The following is a 16,063-nucleotide window of genomic DNA, read 5'->3' as shown; positions in this document are numbered from 1 at the left end:
GCCCACGCGGCCCCATGCCGGGACCGCCGCCGCCGGGGCCTCGGCCGCCCATCCCCATGGGCGGACCGCTCGGCGTGCCGAAGGCCTTGGAGAAGTTGAATCCGGTGCGCAGGTCGCTGCGCTCGGTCTGGCTGAAGTTCAGGGCGCGGGCGTCGATCGAGATCAGCTGGCCCGATCCGTCACGCACGAACCGACCGGGCAGCGCCGCCTCCAGCTCCGGAGTGATGGCCGGCAGGGCGCTGATGGCGTCGTCGGTGCGGTTCCAGGTGTAGGTCGAACTGAGCGTCAGGTCGTGGTCCTTGTAGGGCCGCAGGCGGAAGCCGGCGTTGAAGGTGTCGCGGGTGTCGGAGCTGAGGCCCGGATTGCCGCCGGTGATGCGGGTGACCAGCACCGTCTGGCCGGTCACCTGGTCGAAGACCGGGACGTTGGGCGTGCTGATCACCGGATCGTTGATCTGCCCCACCGAGGGGGCGCCCTGCTCGCGCCGATAGCCGACATTGAGCGAGATCGGCTCGAACGGCTGCCAGAAGGCGTTGCCGCCGAGGGTGTAGAGCTCGCCGAAGTCCGACAGCTGTTCGTAGCCGCCGTTGAAATTGATCGACAGCTCGCCGAGCCAGGGCAGGACGTCCAGATCGCGGCTGGTCAGCGGCAGGCTGAGGTTGACGGTGGCGTAGCCCCGCTCGCGGCTGACCGAGTTCTCCAGCTTCAGGCCGGCGATCGTGCTTCGGGAGTCCAGGCTGCGGCTATCGAACCCGCCCTTGAAGGTGCTGCGCACCGAGCCGGCAGGCAGCTCGCCCAGGGTCCCCGCCAGGGTGAGGTCCAGGCTGTAGTAGGTGTTCACCGAGCGGGCGGTGTTGTCGGACAGCTCCGGCAATACCGGCAGGGCGCCGAAGGGGTTGGCCGTGCCGGCGTTGATCTGGGCCTGGAGGGCGGCGACGTCCAGCCCTCGGCCGGTGCGGGTGTCCACCTGGCTGCGGTCGAAGCTGCCGGCGGCGGTCCAGCTCCACTCACCGACGTAACCGTCGAGCACCACCCCTGCCTTGGCGTTCAGGCTGTCGGTGGTGCGGTCCATGGAGGCCGGGGCGTCGGCATAGCGGAACAGCAGCACGTCGTTGGCGAACGGCGAAAAGGGGCTGGTCTGCGGCACGGTCAGGGTCACGCCGGGCAGGCCCAGGTAGCTGAGGGTGGTGAGATCCTCGAGCTGGCCGCTGACGGTCAGCTGCGTCTTGCTGTTGAGGTCGTAGGCCACCGAGCCCTGGATGTTGGCCCGCTCGGACTCGGCAATCAGGGTTCGCGAGCGGATCAGGTCGCCCGTGCGCGGCTGGTTGGCTCCTGCGACGAAGTCGGCCAGGCCCGGCGTGGTCGTGCCGGCGGGCGCGGCGGCGACCAGCACGGGCGAACCCGCCGCCGCCGACAGGGCTGGATCGATCTCCGCCCCATAAGGCAGGCCGGTGACGTTGCCGATCAGGTCGAACGGGCGGCTGCCCGGATCGCGGATCAGGTCGCGCTCGGTCTCGAACAACGGGTCGGCCTGGTTGACGTTGATCTGCAGGTTCCAGCGGGCGGACTTGCCGATGTTGATGTAGTTGCCGCCGACGCCGGTGGTTTCGCGGCCGCCCTTGGTCAGGGTGCTGCCGAAAAGCTGGGCCGAGGTCTGCTGGAAGGCCGGCTTCAGGACGAAGTTCACCACCCGCTGGTCGGCCGGATAGCCGTAGGACAGCGCCACCTCCTCGGGCAGCACCTCGGTGCGCTCGATCGCCTCGATGGGGATGGACGAAACCTCCTGGAAGCCCGAGGTCCGGCGGCCGTTGATCAGGACGATCGGCATCCCGCCGCCCCGCCCCCGGGTGGAACGGGTCAGGGGCTCCAGGGCGGTCAACAGCTCACCGATGTCGTTGGCGCCGTAGGCCTGGATCGACTCCGCGTCGAGAACGACTTCCGGCGGGATGTCTCCGCGAACGCTGCCGCGCGGCTTCTGGATCAACACCTCGCTGACGTCGCCCTCGTCCTCCTCCACCGGAATCGGCGCGCCGGCGGCGGGCTCGGTTTCGGGCGGAGGCGATTCGGGCTGGGTCGTCTGGATGACGCCGGAGGCCAGAACGGAAAGCAGCGCGACGGCGAACGTCATCGGATCATCCACACACAACAGGTTCAAATGTCGGGATTAGCGGGGCCGCGCGGCTTTTGCGCCACGTCGATCGCTCCCCCCAGGGCGAAAGGCTGGCCGCCGGCCGCGAATGAGAGCGCCGCCGTAGGTCGAACCTATCAACCGACACAATAGGGCGGTGCTTTGACTCAATGATGTCGAGATTGAAACTAGTGAAACACAACTGCCGCGGCGAACAGTAGCCCCATCGCCACTGCCAGCAGCAAAAGGCAGCCGCCACCCGAACGCGGCGCGGTGCGCGCGCCGGGAAATGCCCGGGTCTTCACGGCCGTCCAGCCGAGACCGATCAGCAGCAAGACCACGGCCACCCCCGCGATCCCTGCCCATGCGGCAGTATCCCAATCCATGGCGATGAACAGCTTCGCGCAATGGGTGGGTACGAATCAACGTTCGCTGGGATTCGAATGTGAGTGATCATTCACTTGCATTTGAGCCGGATTGGAGTCACGGTGCGATCCGTTGGAGACCGCCGCCATGATCTGGATCGTCACCCTTGCCCTGGCCGCCGCCCTCTGGCGGCTCTGGGCCGACCATTCCGCCCTCAAGCGGCAGGTCGCGGCCTTGACCGCGCAACAGCCGGAGCGGACCCTAGAGTCGGCCGCCGCGCCCGCGCCGGCCGAGACCACCACGACCACCACCACCACTGAAGAGAAGAAGGCCCCGTAAGGCGCCGCATTCTTTCAGACGAATGATGGGAAGGGCCGTCCTCGCGGGCGGCCCTTTTCCATGTCAGGCGACCCGCGCTGTAGGAATTCGTGAACTGCGGTTGGTGAAACCGGCGCCCGGCTTGCGGATTGGTTCGGGCACGGACGGGCCGCGCGCCCCGCCGATAACAGCCTCGAGGGAACCCATGATCCGCACCATCCTGATCGCCGGCGCCGCCGTGACCGCCCTGTCGCTCGCCGCCTGCGGCAAGCCGGCCGAAGAGACCACCGCCGAAACCACCACGACCGAGACGACCGTCGATCCGGCAAAGTCCGTCGGCGCCGAAACCGCCGCCCCGGCCGGCGACGCGACCGGCGCGTCTTCGACCGCGACCGCCGCGACCAGCCCCACCGGCGATCCGATGACGGCCGCGCCCCCGGTGACCGCGACCCCCGGCGCGGTCGACACCACCGTCGGCCCGGCCACCGCCACGACCCCGACCGCCAAGGTCCCGCTGGAAACCGAGCGCAAGAACAACCCGCCTAGCAACGGCGGCAACTAGCCGGAAGTCTCGATTCTCAATTCCTCCCCGCCCTTTGGGCGAGGGAGGAATGTCGCTAAACACCCTCATGGCCGCCGACCCGCCCTCCCCTGTCCAATGGCGTGACGACGGCCTGCCCGGCTCGACCCTTTATGGTGATGTCTACTTCTCCAGCGAGGACGGCCTGGCCGAGAGCCGCGCCGTCTTCCTGGCCGGCTGCGGCCTGCCGCACGCCTGGGAGCGCCGCCGGTATTTCACGGTCGGCGAGCTGGGCTTCGGCACGGGCCTTAACATCGCGGCCCTGCTGACCCTGTGGATACAGACCCGCCCGCCCGGCGGCCGGCTGCACATCTTCAGCCTCGAGGCCCATCCGATGGACCGCGAGGACGCGGCTCGCGCCCTGGCCCATTGGCCGGAGATCGCCGAGGCCGCCAATGCCCTGCTGTCCGCCTGGCCCGGCCGCGCCAAAGGCTTCCACCGCCTAAGCCTGCCGGCCTTCGACGCCGTCCTCGACCTGGCCGTGGCCGACGCCGCCGAGGCGCTCGCGCAATGGGGCGGCCGCGCCGACGCCTGGTTCCTCGATGGGTTCGCCCCCGCCGCCAACCCGGCCATGTGGACCGACAAGGTGCTGGCCCTCATCGCCGCCCGCAGCGCGCCGGGCGCCCGCGCCGCAACCTTCACAGTGGCCGGCGCCGTTCGACGGGGGCTGGCCGCCGCCGGGTTCGCGGTCTCCAAACAGCCCGGCTTCGGCCGCAAGCGCGAGCGGCTGGAAGCCGTGCTGCCAGGCGAGCCCAGCGATCCGACCCACGCCGGGCCGGTCGTCATTCTCGGGGCCGGGATCGCCGGGGCCAGCGTCGCGCGCGCCCTGGCCGCCTTGGGGGTCGAGACCCGGATCCTGGATACCGACGGCCCCGCCGCCGGCGCCTCGGGCAACCCGGCCGCCCTGATGAGCCCACGGCTGGAGGCCGGCGACACCCCGCCCGCCCGGCTGCACGCCCAGGCCTTTCGCCGCGCCCGCCGCCTCTATGGCGAGGTCCCCGGGGCCGTGCTGTCGACCGGCGCCCGCCAGCTGGCTGAAACCCCGCGTGACCCCGGCCGCTTCGCCCGCATTGCCCAGAACGGCCTGTTCGAGCCTGGAGAGATGACGGCCGAAGCGGACGCCCTGTCGATGACCACGGCCCAGGTCATCGCCCCGGCCCAGGTCATTGCCGCCTGGGCTGGGGCGGTCGAGGCCACCGCCCTGGATGCACTGCGGGCGAACGCCCGAGCGCTCGTCGTCTGCACCGGGCCCGCCGCCGCTGAGCTTACCGGCGCGCCCGTGCGGCCGGTGCGCGGCCAATGCACCTTGGCGCTGGGCGCGAGCCTGGACCAGGCCGTCTCCTTCGGCGGCTATGCGGTCCCGACCCCTGAGGGGGTCGTGTTCGGCGCCACCCACCAACCCGGGGAGACCGACACCGCCCTGCGCCCGGAGGACGACGAGGCCAACCTGGCCGCCATGCGCGCCAGCCTGCCGGGCCTCGCCGACGAGATTGCCGGCCGCCCCACTCGCTCGCGCGCCTCGATCCGGGCCGGGGCCCCCGACTATCTGCCCGTGGCCGGACCGGTCGAGGGCCAGCCGGGGGTCTTCGTGCTGACCGGCCTCGGCGGCCGGGGCTTCTGCCTGGCGCCCCTGCTGGGGGAGCATGTCGCGGCCCTGATCGCCGGTGTTCCCTCGCCCCTGCCCGCCCCGCTGGCCGCCGCGGTCGATCCGGCGCGTTTCGCCCGCCGCGCGGCGCGCAGAACCTCGCAAAAGCCCGCGCGTTGACCTATCTTCGGACCCGGACGGGTCCAACGGAGAAAACCATGCACAAGCTGCTCCTGGCCGCCGCTCTCGGCTCGGCCACCCTCATCGCCGGGGCCTCGGTCACCGTGGCCGCGGCCGGCGACAAACAGAACCAGCAGGCCCCAAAGACCGACTGCTTCTTCAACCGTCAGGTCCACAACTACACGACCACCAATGACGATAAGACGATGTATGTGCGGGCCGGCAAGAACACCTACCGGCTGGAGACTTTCGGGCGCTGCATCGACCTGTCGAGCGCGCTCAACATCGGCCTGGATTCGCACCCCAGCTCCAGTATCTGCTCGGCCCAGGACGTGACCATCGTCGTGCCGTCCTCGAGCATGGGCTCGCAGCGCTGCGCCGTTCGGACCCTGACCAAGCTGACCGCCGCCGAGGTCGCCGCCCTGCCGAAGGGCGACCGGCCTTAAGGCTACCAGAGGCGCCCTATCCCGGCTGTTTCACGACGCGGAGGTAGGGCGTCTGGGCGTCCCAGCCGTCCGGGAACAGGCCCTTGGCGGTCTCGTCGTCCACTGCCGGCACGATGATCACGTCCTCGCCCTGCTTCCAGTCAGCGGGGGTGGCGACCTTGTGTTTGGCGGTCAGTTGCATGCTGTCGATGACCCGCAGGATCTCATCGAAGTTCCGGCCGGTGCTCATCGGATAGACGAGGATCAGCTTGATCGCCTTGTCCGGCCCGATGACGAAGACGTTGCGCACCGTGGCGTTGGTCGCCGCGGTTCGGCCCTCGCTGGTCCCCTGGGTGTCGGCGGGAAGCATGCCGTACAGCTTTGCCACGGCCAGGTCGGTGTCGCCGATCATCGGGAAGTTGGGGGCGTGGCCCTGGGTGCGGGCGATGTCCTCCGCCCATCTGGCATGGTTGTCGACAGGATCGACCGACAGGCCGATCACCTTCACCCCGCGCCGATCGAATTCGGGCTTAAGCCGCGCCACGGCGCCCAGTTCGGTGGTGCAGACCGGGGTGAAATCCTTGGGGTGGCTGAACAGCACCGCCCAATGACCGTCGATCCAGTCGTGGAAGTGGATCGGCCCCTCCGTCGTCTCGGCGGTGAAATCGGGGGCGGTCTGGTTGATCGAGAGGGTCATGGCGGCCTCGTCTTGGGGGGAGAACCGACGTATTACGCCCGCCAACACCCCTCTTCGCCGCAAAGTTTCTGGACATGCTGTTAGCCAAATCCACCTGGTCCGAAATCGAGGCCTTCCTGACCCGGTCGACTACCGTGGTCGTCCCTATCGGCTCCAACGAGCAGCACGGCCCGACCGGCCTGCTCGGCACGGACTGGATGTGTCCGGAAATTATCGCCCATGAGGCGCAGAAAGACCGGGATGACCTGCTGGTAGCGCCGACCTTCAACATCGGTATGGCCCAGCATCACCTGGGCTTTCCGGGGACCATTTCCCTGCGCCCGACGACCTTCATCGCCGCGATCGGCGACTGGTGCCGGTCCCTGGCGGGCCACGGGTTCACCAAGATCTACTTCCTCAACGGCCACGGCGGCAATGTCGCCACGATTGAGGCCGCCTTCAGCGAACTTTACGCCGAAGCCAGTTTCTCCCAACGTCCCCGTGGCTTCGCCGCGAAACTGAAAAATTGGTGGGACCTGGAAGGCGTCAACGGCTTGGCCATGGTGCAGTTTCCGTCCGGCCACGGCAGCCACGCCACCCCCTCGGAGATCGCCGTCACCCAGTGGGCCTACCCGGACGCCATCAAGATCGCAAAGTATGACCCGCCGGTAGCGCCAACCGGTCCGATCCGCGAGGCGGCCGATTTCCGCAAGCGCTTCCCGGATGGCCGGATGGGCAGCGATCCGGCCCAGGCAACGCCGGAAAAGGGCGGGGCGTTGGTGAAGCTGGCGGCGGAAAAGCTGCTGAAGGACGTAAGGGCGTTCTCGGAAGAAGCGGCGCCGTAGCTGGGCGATGCAGGACTCGCCGGCCTAAGCTTGCGGCGGTGGAAGGGTCGGCGCCACGACTTCAAAACGGACGCCGGCCGGATCATAATCAACGCGCGCCTTCGCGGCGCCGTCGCCAAAGGCCTGCTCGATGAGCCGGCTCCCGAATCCTCGGCGAGCAGGCGGCGCCACCGTTGGGCCGCCGAGTTCCCGCCAACTGATCGCGACGCGGTTCCCAGGGTCGTCGAGCGACCGCCAGCCAACCTGAACCTTGCCGCCATCGACGGACAGGGCGCCGTACTTGACGGCGTTGGTGCACAGCTCATGCAAGGCCAGCGACAGACCCATGGCGACCTGAGCGTCTACCCAGATTTCCGGTCCCTCGGCTACGATGCGTCCTTCCGGTCCGCACCCATGCGCGCGCAGGGCTTCGTTCACCAGTCCGCCGACCTCCGCGCCATCCCAGCTCTGGCGGATCAGCACGTCGCTGGCGCCGGCCAGGACCTGGATGCGGCCGTCGAACACCCGCCAGACCTCTTCCGTGCGCAGGGCGGGCTTCAGCGTCATCTGGGCGATCGCCTGGACCATGGCCAGCATGTTCTTGAGCCGGTGGTTGAGCTCCTGCATCAGCAGGAGGCGCTGGGCGTCCAGGCGCTTTTCGGCGGTTATATTCTTGCTGATGCCGAACAGGCCGATCACCACGCCCGACGGATCCTTCATTGGGGTCTTGCTCGACAGGAAGGTTTCCGTGCCCTCCGGACCGGTCAGCACCTCCTCGAACCGGCGTGTGACACCGGAACTCATGACCAACTCATCATCCTCGACGAACTGGGCCGCCTCTTCCGGGTCGGGGTGCCAGTCGGTGTCGGGGCGTCCGGCGATCTCCTCCCAGGTCCGGCCGGTCGCCTTCAACACCGCGGGGTTGGCGAATATCATCCTCGACTGGCGGTCCTTGGCGTAGATCAGATCAGGGGTGGTCTCGCCGATCTGCTTCAACAGTTCGCGGTCCAGGGTGATCTGGGCCTCCGCCGCCTGCAGCTCCGAGATGTCCTGGGCGATCGCCACGCCTGACACCACGACGCCGGCGGCGTTCCGGACCGGCTCGGCCGAGACCAGCATCCGGCCCATGGCGCCGTCAAACCGCCGGAAGTCGATGGCCCGAGCGCTTACTGGACTTCCCTGGATCAGCGCCAAGGCAAGCGGCCAGTCCTGGGCGCCGAGGGGGCGGCCCGTCACCGCGTCCCAGGCCGCGTAATCCGTCCAGTCTTCAAAGCCGGCCAATGACCGCGCCCCGCGCCACATGTCGTGCAGGGCTCGGTTGCGGAACAGGGTGCGGCCCGTAGGATCTGCGATCATCACTCCGACCGGAAGCTGCTCCAGCATCTGCACGAAATCGACGCCGCTTCCGCCCAGCCCGGCATAGGCGTCCGCGACCGAGTGCCGCCCCGCCTCGACCCCGGTGTCGCCCATCGCCAGCCGCGCACGAAGGCGGCTGTTCTCATCCTCAAGTTCGGCGATCCGGGCGGCCAATCGCTCGTGTTCCGCCTGGATCGTGGGCATGCCGACCTCTATCGGTGGGATTAGCAGCGCGCGTTGGATCCCGCTTAGCTGATCATAAACCGCGCGAAGCCGGCGAAAAGTCCTCGCTCTCTCTTGCGGCTTTTTGTCCTACGTGTCCCGGGCAAAGGACGGCCAAATCAGCCTGTGAATTCTACGGAGACCATAGACTTTCATCTGGACACGCGACTGAACACCTGCCGGTACTGTTACCGGCCAACGCCCTTCAGCTGCTTATCTGGGCCTATCCCGCGCGCGTCAGGCGCCGGCACAGATCGTCCAGCTGTTCCAACGTGGCGTAGCGCAGCCGCACTTCGCCCTTGCCGCCAGCATCGCGGATCTCGACCTCCACGCCGAGGATATCAGCCAGGTCGCTCTCCAGCGCCGAGGTGTCGTGGTCCTTGACCGCCGCCGGCCGCGAGGCGCCGGGCTTGGCGAGCTTCGGTTCGGCCGTGGCCTTCACCAACGCCTCGGTCTGGCGGACGCTGAGGCCGTCGCGGACGACCATTCGGGCCAGCTCGACCGCCTTTTCCGACCCGACCAGGGTGCGGGCGTGGCCGGCGGTCAGCTCGCCCTCGACCAGCATGGTCAGGATCGGCTGGGGCAGTGTCAGCAGGCGCAGGGCGTTGGCTACATGGGGGCGGCTCTTGCCGACCGCCTCGGCCACCGCCTCCTGAGTGTGGCCGAACTTGTCGATCAGGGCCTTGTAGCCCAGGGCCTCTTCGAACGGGTTGAGGTCGGTCCGCTGGACGTTCTCGACAATGGCGATCTCGAGCACCTGGCGATCGTCGAACTGGCGGACCAGCACCGGAACGGTGCGCAGGCCGGCCACCTGAGCGGCGCGCCAGCGGCGTTCACCGGCGACGATCTGGTACTCGCCCGGAGCCCCCGGCATCGGCCGGGTCAGGATCGGCTGCAGGATGCCCTTCTCGCGGATCGAGGCGGCGAGGCTGTCGATCTCCTCGCGCACGAAGGTGCGGCGCGGCTGTTCGGGATTGGCCCGCACCAGCTCGATGGGGACCTCCTTGGCGCCGGCGGCCTCGCCGACGGCCGCGTCAGCCTGTTCGGCGGCGTCAGCCTCGCCCAGCAGGGCCGACAGCCCGCGCCCCAGTCCTCGACGTCCTTCAGCCATAATGTCTTGATTCCACTTGTTATTATTGACCAACGCGAGCTCGGCGCTCACGCTCGCGCCGCACCACTTCGCGCGCCAGCTGCAGGTAGGCCTGCGAGCCGGCGCATTTCAGATCATAGATCAGCACCGGCTTGCCGAAGGACGGCGCCTCGCTGACCCGCACGTTGCGGGGGATCACTGTCTCATAGACGGTGTCGCCGAAATGGGCCCGCACGTCGCGCGCCACCTGTTCCGACAGGCTGTTACGGCGGTCGTACATGGTCAGCACCACCCCCTGGATCTCCAGGGCCGGGTTGAGACTGCCGCGCACCAGTTCAATGGTCCGCATCAGCTGCGTCAGGCCCTCAAGGGCAAAGAACTCGGTCTGCAGCGGCACGAACACCGCATCAGCCGCCGTCATGGCGTTCACGGTCAGCAGGTTCAGGGACGGCGGACAGTCGATCAGCACATAACTGTACTTGCCGGTGGCGCGCAGGGCCGCCAAAGCGTCCCGCAGCCGGTAGGATCGCCGGGCGCTCTGGCCCAGTTCGAGTTCGAGGCCCGACAGATCGGCATCCGACGCCGCCAGGTCGAGACCGGGCAGGGCGGTCTGTACCGCGGCCTGCTCGAGCGTCTTCTCGCCAATGTAGACGTCGTACATCGTAGTCTTGCGGGCGGTGCGCGGCACGCCCAGGCCCGTCGAGGCATTACCCTGCGGATCGGTGTCGATCAGCAGGACGGTTTCCCCGACCGCCGCCAGGGCGGTGCCGAGGTTGATCGCGGTGGTGGTCTTGCCCACACCGCCCTTCTGGTTGGCGATCGCCAGCACCCGCATCGGCGGCTTGGCCGGCGCCTCGGGGCGCTTTTCGGTCACGACATCAGCGTCCACGTTTCGCACTCCTGATATCGACGATCCGGCCATCCGGATCGCTGAGACTGTGAACGAGATCGGCGTCCAGCCGCCAGCCCTGCCGGGCCTCGGCCAACTCGGATTCCGCCGCCTGTCCTTTCAGGAACAGGCCGCGCGCGCCGCGCTTGAGATAAGGTTCGGCGAAGCCGAGCAGCTTGGGCAGGGCTGCGACCGCGCGGGCGGTGACCATCTGGACGGCGATCTTGCCCTCTTCCGCCCGCATGTTGTGGACCGTGGCCGGCAGCTCGAGCTCGCCGACGACCTCCGACAGGAAGCGGCAGCGTTTGGCGAGGCTCTCGACCAGGTGGACCTGAGCCCCCTCGCGGTTCTTCAGCAGTATGGCCAGGACCAGGCCCGGTAGTCCCGCGCCGGTCCCCAGGTCTGCCCAGGTCAGGGCGTCGGGCGCCAGGCGGATCAGCTGGGCGCTGTCCAGGGCGTGGCGGGACCAGAAGACCGCCATGGCCGAGGGTCCGACCAGGTTCATCCGGCCGTTCCAGTCCTCCAGCATCTCGCGATAGCGGACGAGATCAGCCATCTGGGCCGGGGTAGCCCCGACCGCTGCCGCGAAGGCCTCGGGGCCTTCTGCCGGAAGGGGATCAAGCCGCGCGGCGACGGACATGGGCGAGCAGGGCTGTGATCGCGCCGGGGGTGACGCCTTCGATACGGGCAGCTTGGCCCAGGGTCAGCGGGCGAACCCGCTGCAGCTTTTCGCGCACCTCGTTGGAGAGGCCGCCGATGGCGCCATAGTCGAGATCGACCGGCAGGCGCAGGTTTTCATCCCGTCGGAAGGCATCGACATCCGCCTGCTGGCGATCCAGATAGCCGCTGTAGGCGGCGTCTATACCGACCTGTTCGGCCACCGCCGGGGTCCAGTCTCTGATCGCGGGCCAGATGGTCGCCAGCCGCTCAAGGGTCACGTCTGGATAGGCGAGCAGCTGAACGACGTTGCGGCGCTGGCCGTCCGCCTTGACCGGCAGACCCAGTTTTGCGGCCTCGGGGGGCGTCAGCCTATGGGCGGCGGCGAAATCCCGCGCCTCTGTGAGCTGGCGCTGTTTCACGTGAAACACGGCGGCCCGGTCCGATCCGACAACCCCGACATCGATGCCGCGCTGGGTGAGCCGCTGGTCAGCGTTATCGGCCCGGAGAGTCAGTCGGAATTCGGCCCGGCTGGTAAACATGCGGTAGGGCTCGGTCACCCCGCGAGTGACCAGGTCGTCGATCATCACCCCGATGTAGGCCTCGTCCCGGGCGAACTCGACCGGAGCCGCATCACCGGCGGCTCGCGCCGCGTTCAATCCGGCGACCAGACCCTGGGCGCCGGCCTCCTCGTAACCGGTGGTGCCGTTGATCTGACCGGCCAGGTAAAGGCCGGGCAGGCGCTTCACCTGTAGGGTGGGATCCAGCTCGCGCGGGTCAACATAGTCGTATTCGATCGCGTAGCCGGGCCGCAGGATGGCGACATCCTCCAGACCCGGGATGGTGCGCAGGAACAGCCCCTGGGTTTCTTCCGATACCGAGGTCGAGACGCCATTCGGATAGACCGTCGGGTCGTCTAGGCCCTCAGGCTCCAAGAACACCTGGTGGCTGGTCTTATCGGCAAACCGTACCACCTTGTCCTCGATCGAAGGGCAGTAGCGGGGGCCGATGCCGGTTGCCCGGCCGCCATAGACCGCCGACTCCCCGAGCCGCTCGGCGATGATCCGATGAGTCTCCTCGGTAGTGTGGGTGATTCCGCACTGGATCTGCGTCACGTCGATGCGATCGTTGAGGAATGAGAAGGGGACAGGCTCGGCGTCCGCGTCCTGCATCTCCAGCCGGTCCCAATGGATGGTGCGACCGTCGAGGCGGGCAGGGGTGCCCGTCTTCAACCGGCCCATGCTGAGGCCGGAGGCATAGAGCCGATCCGACAAGCCGATGGCCGGCGCGTCACCAACACGACCAGCTGGGATGCGCTGTTCGCCCAGGTGGATGACGCCCTTCAGGAAGGTGCCGGTGGTCAGCACCAGCCGCCCAGCGCGGTACTCGCGGCGCGAGGCGCCGACCGCGCCTGCGACCCGGCCGTCCTCGACGATCAGGTCCTCGACCGCCTCGGCCAGGATATCCAGGTTGGGGGTGGCGGCCAGCTCGGCCTGCATGGCCTGGCGATAGAGCTTGCGGTCGATCTGGCTGCGCGGGCCGCGCACGGCCGGCCCCTTGGAGCGGTTGAGCATCCGGAACTGGATTCCGGCCTTGTCGGCCATCCGGCCCATGACACCGTCGAGGGCGTCGATCTCGCGAACCAAGTGCCCCTTGCCCAGGCCGCCGATGGCTGGGTTGCAGCTCATCTCACCGATGGTCTCAAGCTTGTGGGTGAGCAGAAGTGTGCGCGCGCCAACACGGGCTGACGCCGCCGCCGCCTCGCAGCCCGCATGGCCGCCGCCAATCACGATCACATCCCAGGAGGACATCAGATTCTCAAACAGGAGCGCCCCCGAACTTGCCTGGGTGAGGCGGCGGGGGCGTTGGGAGGGCCTTATAGCGGATGGGGTGGTCGGCGCCGAGTCGAGAAGATGTGATGCGGATGTTTCACGTGAAACAGGGGACTGGTTCGCCGCCTCGCGGGCGGCTGTGAATGGAGTGCGATCCGTCCCGGCGTACCTGTCCCCGACATCGGCAGATCGAGGACAGGCACCGCGAGAAGCACCTGTTCTAGCCTGGTCAGATCAAGGCCCCGCGGAGCCAGTCCCATGTTTCACGTGAAACACCTCATTTGCCGATGCAGAAGCTCGAAAACACCACATCTAGTATGTCTTCTGCGCCGATCCGGCCTGTGACGCGGGCGAGGGCGCGGGCTGCGAGGCGTACATCCTCAGCCGCCAGTTCGACCGCCGGCTCAAGTTCGTCCAAGGCCCGGCGCATATGCCGGCGCGCTTCAGTGAGGCTGTCGCGGTGGCGGATGCGGGTGGCCAGCGGGAACTCGGCGCCGGAGAGGGCCGCGACGATACGGCGCTCCAGCTCGGCCCGGAGGGTGGCGACATCGGCGGGGGCGAGGACCGAGAGGGCGAGATGGTCGAGAGGCTGTTCCATCGCGGCGTCCCGGTCGGGACCAGGGGTCAGGTCGGCCTTCGTCAGGACCAGCAGGTCGCCTTCGCGGGCCAGCCCTCGGGCGCGGGCCCATTCGCCGGCGGCAGACTGGTCAACGACCCAAAGGCGCAGGTCTGCGTCATGGGCCCAGGCCTGCGCCCGGCGAACGCCCTCCGCCTCGATGGCCTCGTCGGTCTCCCGCACCCCGGCAGTGTCGGCCAGCAACGCCTTGTAGCCGGCCAGGACCATCGGAACCTCGATGACGTCCCGCGTCGTGCCCGGCGTGGCCGTCACGATCGCTGCGTCGCGGCCGGCCAGCGCGTTGAGCAGGCTGGACTTGCCGGCATTGGGGGCGCCGATCAGGGCGATGCGGAAACCTTCGCGCACCCGGCGGCCGCGACCCTCGTCGGCCAGGGCGGCGTCGATCTCGCCGAGCAGGGTCTCCAGCGGCGGGCGAGCGCGGGCGGCCACGTCGGCGGGCAGCTCCTCGTCCGGGAAATCCACCGCCGCCTCCAGCATGGCCAAGGCCTGGGTCAGGCCCGCGCGCCATGTCTCGTAACGATTGGAGAGCGCGCCGCCGAGTTGGCCCAGCGCCTGGCGCGCCTGGCCCTGGGTCTCGGCATCGACCAGGTCGGCCACCGCCTCGGCCTGGGCCAGGTCGAGCCGGCCGTTCTCGAAGGCGCGGCGGGTGAACTCGCCGGGCTCGGCCAAGCGCAGGCCCTGGGCGAGGAGGGCGGCCATCACCCCCTCAACGATGGCCGGGCCGCCATGCAGGTGAAGCTCGGCGCTGTCCTCGCCGGTGTAGCTGGCGGGGCCGGGGGTCCAGAGGACCAGGGCCTCGTCGAGCGTGGCGCCGGCCGAATCCCGCAACCGCCGCAGGGAGGCGCGGCGGGGCGGGGGCGGCGCCTTGCCGCTCAGGGCCTCGACAGCGGCCCCGCTGGCCGGGCCCGACAGGCGCACCACCGCCACCGCCGCCCGGCCCGGCGCCGTGGCCAAGGCGAAGACTGTGTCGGTCATTTGCCCTTGGCGGTCCCGCCCATGGCGGCCGCCGCGCCGGCGGTCATAAGCTTGCGGAACTGCTCCTGGGCGCCGAGGCCGAGGCTGAGCCAGTTCTTCATCAGCTCTTCCGGAGCGAGGGCCGCCATGTTGGCGTCCATCCGCTTCTGCATCTCGGCGATCATATGGTCGTTGAGGGCGGTGACATCGGGCAGGCCGAGGAAGGTTCGGGCCTCCACCGGGGTGCACTCGACTTCGACGGTGACCTTCATGGTTTTTAGACTTTCTCCAAGCGCGCTTCGCCGAAGTGGTTACCGGTTCGGCGTCAAAGCGCGCGACAACTAAGGACGGGTCCCACGCCTTTGTCATTGGGTTGAGACGGGGCTGGCGTTTAAGTGCGGGCAAATCAGTCAACGGACGAGGGACGACCATGAGCGGTGAACGCCTGACCATCAAGACGCCGGACGGCGAGTTTTCGGCCTACGTGGCCCGCCCCGCGGCCGCCAGCGCCTCGGTGGTGGTGGTCATCCAGGAGATCTTCGGCGTCAACCAGGTGATGCGCGACCTCACCGACGGCTACGCGGCCCAGGGCTACATCGCCGTCTGCCCCGACCTGTTCTGGCGGATCGAGCCGGGGATCGACATCACCGACCAGTCGGAAGCGGAGTGGAAGCGCGCCTTCGAACTGTTCAACGCCTTCGACGTGGACAAGGGCGTCGAGGACCTGGCGGCGACCATCGATCAGGTCCGCAACTTGCCGGGCTCGACCGGCAAGGTGGGGACGGTCGGCTTCTGCCTGGGCGGACGCCTGGCCTACCTGACCGGGACTCGCACGGACGCCGACGCGGCCGTCGGCTACTACGGGGTGGGAATCGAGAACTACCTGGCCGAGGCCGAGAAACTGGCCCATCCTCTGATGCTGCACATCGCCTGCGAAGACGGCTTCGTGCCCAAGGAGGCCCAGGCCCTGATCCACCAGTCGCTGGACAACCATCCGCAGATCGAGATCCACGACTATCCCGGCCGCGACCACGCCTTCGCCCGCGTCGGCGGCGAGCATTACGATGCGGCCGACGCGGCCAAGGCCAATGAGCGGACCCTGGCCTTCTTCAAGGCGAACCTGGCCTGATGCGCGCCATCCAGGCGACGCAGGCCGGCGGACCGGAGGTCCTCCGCGAGGTGGATCTTCCGGTCCCGACGCCGGGCCCCGGCCAGATTCTCATCCGCCAGCAGGCCATCGGCCTGAACTTCATCGACACCTACCAGCGCTCGGGCCTCTACCCGATGACCTACCCGGCCGTGCTCGGCCAGGAGGGGGCCGGCGTGGTCGAGGCGGTGGGGGAG

17 protein-coding genes are annotated in these 16,063 nt (G+C 68.7%); 7 read left to right on the top strand and 10 right to left on the bottom strand.

The window, feature by feature from the left end; all coding sequences use genetic code 11:
• On the bottom strand, nucleotides 1-2,128 hold a 2,128-nt coding region (locus GVN21_RS19490), incomplete at its 3' end, for a TonB-dependent receptor (RefSeq protein ID WP_166576404.1).
• 188 nt (nucleotides 2,129-2,316) lie between these two features.
• Nucleotides 2,317-2,475, bottom strand: a complete 159-nt coding sequence (locus GVN21_RS19485) for a hypothetical protein (protein ID WP_166576403.1) — start codon at nucleotides 2,473-2,475, stop codon at nucleotides 2,317-2,319.
• Nucleotides 2,476-2,641: 166 nt separating this feature from the next.
• Here GVN21_RS19485 and GVN21_RS19480 point away from each other — a divergent pair, with 166 nt between their 5' ends.
• From GVN21_RS19480 to GVN21_RS19465, 4 genes are all read left to right on the top strand, one after another.
• Nucleotides 2,642-2,833 (top strand): hypothetical protein, encoded by a 192-nt coding sequence (locus GVN21_RS19480; protein WP_166576402.1) that lies wholly within the window; start codon nucleotides 2,642-2,644, stop codon nucleotides 2,831-2,833.
• Nucleotides 2,834-3,017: 184 nt separating this feature from the next.
• Nucleotides 3,018-3,374: a hypothetical protein gene (locus GVN21_RS19475; RefSeq protein WP_166576401.1), complete on the top strand. Its 357-nt coding sequence runs from the start codon at nucleotides 3,018-3,020 to the stop codon at nucleotides 3,372-3,374.
• Between the two features lie 49 nt (nucleotides 3,375-3,423).
• Nucleotides 3,424-5,157: a tRNA (5-methylaminomethyl-2-thiouridine)(34)-methyltransferase MnmD gene (mnmD, locus tag GVN21_RS19470; protein ID WP_240903037.1), complete on the top strand. Its 1,734-nt coding sequence runs from the start codon at nucleotides 3,424-3,426 to the stop codon at nucleotides 5,155-5,157.
• 38 nt (nucleotides 5,158-5,195) lie between these two features.
• On the top strand, nucleotides 5,196-5,603 hold the full coding sequence (locus tag GVN21_RS19465) for a DUF6491 family protein (RefSeq protein WP_166576400.1): 408 nt from the start codon (nucleotides 5,196-5,198) through the stop codon (nucleotides 5,601-5,603).
• 16 nt (nucleotides 5,604-5,619) lie between these two features.
• On the opposite strand, the gene GVN21_RS19460 is transcribed toward GVN21_RS19465, so the two are convergent.
• Nucleotides 5,620-6,279 carry a peroxiredoxin gene (locus tag GVN21_RS19460; RefSeq protein ID WP_166576399.1) on the bottom strand — a complete coding sequence of 220 codons (660 nt, stop codon included), beginning with the start codon at nucleotides 6,277-6,279 and terminating at the stop codon, nucleotides 5,620-5,622.
• Between the two features lie 74 nt (nucleotides 6,280-6,353).
• Between GVN21_RS19460 and GVN21_RS19455 the strand changes: the two genes are divergently transcribed.
• Nucleotides 6,354-7,103 (top strand): creatininase family protein, encoded by a 750-nt coding sequence (locus GVN21_RS19455; RefSeq protein WP_166576398.1) that lies wholly within the window; start codon nucleotides 6,354-6,356, stop codon nucleotides 7,101-7,103.
• Nucleotides 7,104-7,127: 24 nt separating this feature from the next.
• On the opposite strand, the gene GVN21_RS19450 is transcribed toward GVN21_RS19455, so the two are convergent.
• The 7 genes from GVN21_RS19450 to GVN21_RS19420 form a co-directional block, all read right to left on the bottom strand.
• Nucleotides 7,128-8,642, bottom strand: coding sequence for a PAS domain-containing protein (locus GVN21_RS19450; protein WP_166576397.1), 1,515 nt, complete (start codon nucleotides 8,640-8,642; stop codon nucleotides 7,128-7,130).
• Nucleotides 8,643-8,883: 241 nt separating this feature from the next.
• Nucleotides 8,884-9,771, bottom strand: coding sequence for a ParB/RepB/Spo0J family partition protein (locus tag GVN21_RS19445; RefSeq protein WP_166576396.1), 888 nt, complete (start codon nucleotides 9,769-9,771; stop codon nucleotides 8,884-8,886).
• A gap of 22 nt (nucleotides 9,772-9,793) precedes the next feature.
• Entirely contained in the window at nucleotides 9,794-10,585 is a 792-nt protein-coding gene (locus GVN21_RS19440) for a ParA family protein (protein ID WP_166576406.1), read from the bottom strand.
• 43 nt (nucleotides 10,586-10,628) lie between these two features.
• A complete protein-coding gene (rsmG, locus tag GVN21_RS19435) occupies nucleotides 10,629-11,195 on the bottom strand; it encodes a 16S rRNA (guanine(527)-N(7))-methyltransferase RsmG (RefSeq protein WP_346764291.1) in 567 nt (188 codons plus the stop codon).
• A gap of 61 nt (nucleotides 11,196-11,256) precedes the next feature.
• Nucleotides 11,257-13,110 carry a tRNA uridine-5-carboxymethylaminomethyl(34) synthesis enzyme MnmG gene (gene mnmG, locus GVN21_RS19430; protein ID WP_166576405.1) on the bottom strand — a complete coding sequence of 618 codons (1,854 nt, stop codon included), beginning with the start codon at nucleotides 13,108-13,110 and terminating at the stop codon, nucleotides 11,257-11,259.
• Between the two features lie 295 nt (nucleotides 13,111-13,405).
• A complete protein-coding gene (gene mnmE / locus GVN21_RS19425; RefSeq protein ID WP_166576394.1) occupies nucleotides 13,406-14,740 on the bottom strand; it encodes a tRNA uridine-5-carboxymethylaminomethyl(34) synthesis GTPase MnmE in 1,335 nt (444 codons plus the stop codon).
• A complete protein-coding gene (locus tag GVN21_RS19420) occupies nucleotides 14,737-14,991 on the bottom strand; it encodes a DUF6489 family protein (RefSeq protein ID WP_166576393.1) in 255 nt (84 codons plus the stop codon). Before GVN21_RS19420 ends, mnmE begins: the two co-directional genes overlap by 4 nt.
• Before the next feature lie 158 nt (nucleotides 14,992-15,149).
• Between GVN21_RS19420 and GVN21_RS19415 the strand changes: the two genes are divergently transcribed.
• Nucleotides 15,150-15,848: a dienelactone hydrolase family protein gene (locus GVN21_RS19415; protein WP_166576392.1), complete on the top strand. Its 699-nt coding sequence runs from the start codon at nucleotides 15,150-15,152 to the stop codon at nucleotides 15,846-15,848.
• On the top strand, nucleotides 15,848-16,063 hold a 216-nt coding region (locus tag GVN21_RS19410; protein WP_166576391.1), incomplete at its 3' end, for an alcohol dehydrogenase catalytic domain-containing protein. The genes GVN21_RS19415 and GVN21_RS19410, both read left to right, overlap by 1 nt.

Source organism: Caulobacter sp. SLTY (assembly GCF_009905535.1).
Classification (GTDB): domain Bacteria; phylum Pseudomonadota; class Alphaproteobacteria; order Caulobacterales; family Caulobacteraceae; genus Caulobacter.
The sequence above is the reverse complement of the archived record's forward strand: the minus strand, read 5'-3'. Positions and strand labels throughout refer to the sequence as shown.